This window comes from Exiguobacterium sp. A1_3_1 (genome assembly GCF_048985645.1).
GTDB classification, from domain to species: domain Bacteria; phylum Bacillota; class Bacilli; order Exiguobacteriales; family Exiguobacteriaceae; genus Exiguobacterium_A; species Exiguobacterium_A indicum.
The window spans coordinates 1-5,097 of record NZ_WBYY01000208.1 but is presented as its reverse complement, the minus strand read 5'-3'; the positions used below and the strand labels follow the sequence as shown (position 1 = coordinate 5,097).

7 protein-coding genes are annotated in these 5,097 nt (G+C 50.1%); 3 read left to right on the top strand and 4 right to left on the bottom strand.

Annotation, left to right across the window (positions count from 1 at the left end; genetic code table 11):
- Together F8N00_RS16155 and F8N00_RS16150 are read left to right on the top strand one after the other, a co-directional pair.
- The coding region (locus tag F8N00_RS16155; RefSeq protein ID WP_421018576.1) for a TetR/AcrR family transcriptional regulator at positions 1-478 on the top strand (478 nt) is incomplete at its 5' end.
- Positions 479-495: 17 nt separating this feature from the next.
- Positions 496-1,677: an MFS transporter gene (locus F8N00_RS16150; protein WP_058265930.1), complete on the top strand. Its 1,182-nt coding sequence runs from the start codon at positions 496-498 to the stop codon at positions 1,675-1,677.
- A 39-nt stretch (positions 1,678-1,716) separates the two neighbouring features.
- On the opposite strand, the gene F8N00_RS16145 is transcribed toward F8N00_RS16150, so the two are convergent.
- From F8N00_RS16145 to F8N00_RS16130, 4 genes are all read right to left on the bottom strand, one after another.
- Positions 1,717-2,322, bottom strand: a complete 606-nt coding sequence (locus F8N00_RS16145; protein ID WP_421018575.1) for an HAD-IA family hydrolase — start codon at positions 2,320-2,322, stop codon at positions 1,717-1,719.
- The gene (locus tag F8N00_RS16140) at positions 2,294-3,205 is read right to left on the bottom strand and encodes a PhzF family phenazine biosynthesis protein (protein ID WP_421018574.1); all 912 of its coding nucleotides are present in this window, start codon (positions 3,203-3,205) and stop codon (positions 2,294-2,296) included. Before F8N00_RS16140 ends, F8N00_RS16145 begins: the two co-directional genes overlap by 29 nt.
- Positions 3,202-4,254, bottom strand: coding sequence for a flavin monoamine oxidase family protein (locus F8N00_RS16135; protein WP_421018573.1), 1,053 nt, complete (start codon positions 4,252-4,254; stop codon positions 3,202-3,204). The genes F8N00_RS16140 and F8N00_RS16135 overlap by 4 nt, the downstream gene beginning before the upstream one ends.
- Before the next feature lie 80 nt (positions 4,255-4,334).
- Positions 4,335-4,553 carry a hypothetical protein gene (locus F8N00_RS16130; RefSeq protein ID WP_143404455.1) on the bottom strand — a complete coding sequence of 73 codons (219 nt, stop codon included), beginning with the start codon at positions 4,551-4,553 and terminating at the stop codon, positions 4,335-4,337.
- A gap of 172 nt (positions 4,554-4,725) precedes the next feature.
- On the opposite strand from F8N00_RS16130, the gene F8N00_RS16125 reads away from it, so the two are divergent.
- Positions 4,726-5,007, top strand: coding sequence for a hypothetical protein (locus F8N00_RS16125; protein WP_421018572.1), 282 nt, complete (start codon positions 4,726-4,728; stop codon positions 5,005-5,007).
- Positions 5,008-5,097: the final 90 nt, after the last annotated feature.

Sequence of the window (5,097 nt, the reverse complement as noted above, 5' to 3'; positions counted from 1 at the left end):
ATCGATCTATGCTCATTATAAAGGGAAGGACGACCTGTTCCTGCAAGCGACGACGTACGCCTTGCAAGAACAAAAGCGCCGCTTTGCGACGTATTTCACGAGTACGCGGCAGCAGCCGCTCGAGCAATCGCTGCACGGCTTCTTCGATTGGTTCATTTCGGAACAGCAAGACGATATCCTGATGCGATTCATCCTTCGGGCTGCCTATTTTCCACCGGAGAAGCTCGAACAAGAGATGACGGACCGCTTCAATCCGTTTTTTGATTCACTGCACGATCTATTGACGCGATTATTACGCGAACGAGACCGAACGGAACAGATTCTCTATTCGACGGATTACAAAAGTGCCGCTCTCGCCTATCTGACGGTGGCGGAAGGTACGCTGACGGAACTCGTCTACAACGGTGTCGACGCGTTTCACGCTCGACAGCAAGCTGTCTGGCCGATCGTCTGGCGCGGTATGTCAAAAACGATTTAATTCTATTGAGGTGAACTATGCAAAACAATACATTGATTTTAAGTACACTCCTGCTCAACTTATTCATCGCCTTTTTAGGTATCGGACTCGTCATTCCCGTCACACCGACGATCATGAACGAGTTGAACATCTCCGGGGCGACAGTCGGTTACATGGTTTCCGCCTTCGCCTTTGCGCAACTAATTCTTTCACCACTTGCGGGACGTGCCGTTGACAAGTACGGACGTAAACCGATGATTATCATCGGTTTGTTCATCTTCAGCATGTCCGAGCTCTTATTCGGTCTCGGTCAAAGCGTCGAAGTCCTGTTCGCGTCACGGATTCTCGGTGGTGTCAGTGCGGCTTTCATCATGCCAGCCGTCACGGCATTCATAGCTGACATCACGACGAACGAAACTCGTCCGAAAGCGCTCGGCTATATGTCTGCTGCCATCTCGACCGGTTTCATCATCGGACCGGGGATCGGTGGGTTCCTCGCTGACCTTGGCTCGCGGACGCCGTTCTTTTTTGCTGCTGCGTTCGGTTTGACAGCGATGGTGTTATCCGTCTTTACGCTTAAGGAACCGGAACGTCACTACGAGACAACGACGGTCAAACAACAGACGGGTTTCCGGAAAGTCTTCAGTCCGCTCTATTTCATCGCTTTTCTGGTCCTATTGATCTCATCGTTCGGTCTCGCCTCGTTTGAGTCGTTGTTCGCCTTGTTCGTCGACCGGAAGTTCGGCTTCACGGCGAAGGACATTGCGCTTGCGATTTCTCTCGGTGCGATCGTCGGCGTCATCGTCCAAGTCGGACTGTTCGATCGTTTGACGCGCTGGTTCGGTGAGATTCGCTTGATCCGATACAGCTTGATCGGTTCGACACTGCTCGTCGTCTTGATGACGTTCGTGACGAACTATCTCTCGATCATTCTCGTGACGATGGTCGTCTTCGTCGGTTTCGACTTGATGCGACCTGCTGTCACGACCTATCTTTCGAAGATTGCCGGAAATGAACAGGGATTCGTCGGCGGAATGAACTCGATGTTTACGAGCATCGGCAACATTCTCGGACCGATCGTTGGTGGACTACTCTTTGACGTCAATTTGAACTATCCGTTCTATTTCGCGACAGTCATGCTCGCAGTCGGCATTTTACTGACGTATTTCTGGCGTGCACCACGCGCTGAAGCAACCGAAGCAGATCGATTGTCTTCTTAAAAAACAGCCCCGTTTCCATCACTGGAAGCGGGGCTGTCGTTATGTCAGTAACAATTCCTTTAATCGACCGGGCGACGTTACGGTATACGTCGCAACGGTCTCATTTGGTCGGTTGCTTATCAAACACGTCTTGATACCGGCACGATGTCCGGCTAAGACATCGAGTTCCCGGTCTCCAATCATGATCGTTTCGTCTCGTACCATCTGATGCCGATTGACTAAATACGTGACAGCTTCCGGATCCGGTTTTCGGGCGAATCCATCCGGTGCCGTCAACACATCTTGAAAATGATGCGTCAACCCATGTTTTGCAAGCAACGCATGAATCGATGTTCCGCGATGGGTGACGATATGATGCGTCGCACCTCTCGTCGATAACGCCTCTAGCAGTTCACGGATTCCGAGAAACGGTTCAGACTGTTCTTGTTCGATGATCATCTTTTGTTGCTTGTAGTTCGCAATGAACGCTTCGGACACACTAAACGCCTCATACGTCGTTTTTGCCGAGATCGCCATCAGCTCTGCTACTTGCTCGCGTTCGACCGTTCGCCCCTCACGCTCGAGTAATTCCACGAACACATCGACTAACACCGGATACGTATCAAACAAGGTGCCGTCAAAATCCCAAATGAAATGTTTCAACATCTGCCTCTTCCTCTCCCACTCTCTTGACGCCGACAAAGACGGCTTGACCGTCCATCTCGACTTTCCATTTGCTATGATCAAGACCTTCGCCAGAAATACGGATTCCGACCTGCCCGGGACGACCCATCTCGTGTCCTTGTTCGACGATGATCGCTGTTTCCGTTTCAAGTGGCTGGATGAATTTTCGATAATAGACACCCATCACACCACTCGCCGTTCCCGTAACCGGATCTTCGACGCTACCTGCCCCCGTTGCTGAGAAGTGACGTCCATGCATCGTCGCTTGTCGGTCATATGTATCGAGACAAATCGGATGAATCGAGGCTTGTGGGAGATCGGTCAACACGGTGGTAAAGCGTTGGTTATCCGGCACCATCCGGTGAAAGTCCTCAAGTCGACGAATCGGGAGGAGCAGTGTCCAGTTCCCAGTACTGCCGTATACGATTGGCCATCGGTCATCGAGATGTGTCAATTCGAGACCAATCGCGGCTAGAACGTGCTTTATGTCACCGTCAAACTGATGTAATTGTGGTTGTCCCTGTTGCAAGCGAAACATTCCGTTCGCTAAACGCATCACGGGCAAGATGCCTGACTTTGTCTCGATCTGACATGCCGTAGATAAACGGATCTTTGAATCAAGTGCCGTTAATGCAGCGATCGTACCATGTCCGCATAAGTCCATTTCCCGTTCCGGTGCAAAGTAGCGCATGCGGTAGTCCGCTTGCTCGGATGACAAGACGAACGTCGTCTCGGTAAAGCCATTCGTACGCGCGATTCGTTGCATTTCCGACTCAGTCAATTGATCGGCGTCTAAGACGACCCCAGCTGGATTACCGCTTCCTGGCATCGTTGTGAACACATCATAATGTAGCGTCTTGATCATTTTTTTACTCCTCTCTTTTCTAAATAGCGTTCAACGGATCGTAATGAGTCTTCTAAGTGTCCACCATGACTCGGATCGGTCTCTGTCCCAATCAATGAAATCGCTGCATGCTCCACTCCGAGATTGATAGCATGATATGCCGGGAAATCCACGAGTGGGGCTGCATCGGCTCGTGTTGCTGTCCAACTATCTGTCGACCAGTCTTTATATGCCCAACCAATCGGCTGACGCGCTTGTTCACCGAACAGACGAACCAGCTGCGCGAGTACCGTTTCCTTGATTTCCGCCTCGGTCAATAATCGTCGTTCACGTGCCGGTGTCCGGAAAAAACCGAACAACGCTCCCGGTCCATCTTGTGGGGAAGCGTCATGAATCTCTTGCACCATCCCAGTCCAGCTGATTGCCTGACCGGACCAGCCCGAATCACGCCAAAACGGTTTCTCGTAAAAAATCAGACATTTCGCTTGCTGCGCCATCCAAGTCGGTAATGCTTCAAGTTCACCCAGAACTGCTTCAGGTAAAGATGGTACAAATGATAGTGTTGCCGCTAGACGCGGTGGTAATGCGAGAACGATCTCATCGAACGGTTGACTCTTCCTTCCTGAACTGACGATAATCCGATTCATGACATCAATCTGGCTGATGGGAGACTTGAGTCGAATCGTTCCCGGTGTGAGTCGTGCAGCAAGTGCCGTAGCAACGGAGCGGATTCCGTCACGAAGGCGAAGCGCCGTCGGTTGATTCGCAACCACATGCGACTCGATTCCGTCAGCCCGTTCGAGTCGAAGCGCACCCGTCGTGTATTGTTCCAGTGTCGGTAAATCGAATCGATGGATCAAATCAACCATCAGTGGTTCACTGTCCGGCCAAAACCAAGTCGGTCCAAGATCAAACGCATATGCTTGTCCGGCTAGGTCGAAATCGACCGTCTCAATTCTCCCACCGATTCGGTCGCGTGCTTCATAGATCGTCACGTCGTGTCCAAGCTCCTGCATACGCGTCGCGAGATATAAACCACTGATTCCTGCTCCAATGATGGCAACGTTCATTTTACTTCATCCTCTCGATTTGAGATGCTTGTTTTAGTATACCGGAACACGCGAAAAAACAAGGACGTGACGTCCTTGCCTTAGGATGATTGCATTTGCTGCCAGTCGTCTTCTTCACCAATTGATTGAACCCATTCGATCGGAACATACAAGGATCGGGCAATCGCTTCGTCCGTCTTCCCCAGTTTTCGCAACAGATGGACGATCCGAATCCTTCGTTCGAGCTCCCGGTTATCCGGTATCAGTTCAGGCATCATCTTCTCTTCTCCTTTCCACTGAATCGGCGATGGCGTTTTCAACAGAATACCCCATAACTATTTGAATATTCCGATTGATGTGCAGAAGCGAGAATTTTTGATAAAGTTCAGGGATAGATAACAGAAAGAAATTCATCGCTTTTTGTAGAAACATATTGAATAGGCGCAACAATAGGATTTCTTGCTTCAACCAAACAGAATAGGAGTATGCATAATGATTAAACGTAAAGCACTATTTCGTCTGTCGATCGGCTTGCTGCTGATTGGTGTCTTTGGCGGTATCATTTTAGATGCCATCGGCTTCTTTCCGCACACGACAGCTTACATATTAAGCATCCCGATTGCTTCGAATAGCACGGATTTTTGGCTAGGATGGATTTTATCCGGTATGACGATCACTGGGCTGGTCACGCTTTTCTTATCCTTACGTCATCATCAGGGATGGACGACGTTCGTCTGTCTCATGGCTGTCATTTTGACACCTTACGTATTTTAATGTTCACGTAGGCTTCAAATGACTGATCCCAAAAAATGACGCGTCTTTTCACGCCCTTTCCTCAGGCGAGACACAAGTCAGTTTTCCCGC

What these genes read in the sequence shown, in the direction of transcription:
- F8N00_RS16150 (WP_058265930.1), top strand. Translation starts at nt 496, where the DNA reads ATGCAAAACAATACATTGATTTTAAGTACACTCCTGCTCAACTTATTC.
- F8N00_RS16145 (WP_421018575.1), bottom strand. Translation starts at nt 2,322, where the DNA reads ATGTTGAAACATTTCATTTGGGATTTTGACGGCACCTTGTTTGATACG.
- F8N00_RS16140 (WP_421018574.1), bottom strand. Translation starts at nt 3,205, where the DNA reads ATGATCAAGACGCTACATTATGATGTGTTCACAACGATGCCAGGAAGC.
- F8N00_RS16135 (WP_421018573.1), bottom strand. Translation starts at nt 4,254, where the DNA reads ATGAACGTTGCCATCATTGGAGCAGGAATCAGTGGTTTATATCTCGCG.
- F8N00_RS16125 (WP_421018572.1), top strand. Translation starts at nt 4,726, where the DNA reads ATGATTAAACGTAAAGCACTATTTCGTCTGTCGATCGGCTTGCTGCTG.